Origin of the sequence: Stenotrophomonas sp. AS012628 (assembly GCF_010608305.1) — a bacterium.
Classification (GTDB): Bacteria; Pseudomonadota; Gammaproteobacteria; order Xanthomonadales; family Xanthomonadaceae; genus Stenotrophomonas; species Stenotrophomonas geniculata.
Map to the genome: position 1 here is coordinate 1 of NZ_VMBJ01000146.1, position 265 is coordinate 265.

Here is a 265-nt window from a genome sequence, read left to right on the forward strand (position 1 = left end):
GGATCGACCTGTTCGGCCAGCGCTTCATCGAGGTCTGGTCGGGTCTGCCGATGCTTTACCTGCTGATCATCCTCGCCAGCCTGGTGCAGCCCGGGGTCGGCTGGCTGCTGGCGATCATGCTGCTGTTCTCCTGGACCAGCCTGGTCGACGTGGTTCGCGCCGAGTTCCTGCGCGGTCGTCACCTGGAGTACGTCAAGGCGGCGCGAACCCTCGGCCTCGGCGACGCCGGGGTGATGTTCCGGCACATCCTGCCCAACGCCATGGT

1 protein-coding gene is annotated in these 265 nt (G+C 66.4%); it reads left to right on the plus strand.

What is annotated here, in order from left to right:
• Nucleotides 1-265, plus strand: a 265-nt coding sequence (locus tag G5A07_RS21345) for an ABC transporter permease subunit (protein ID WP_191863989.1), incomplete at both ends; no start/stop codon positions are given.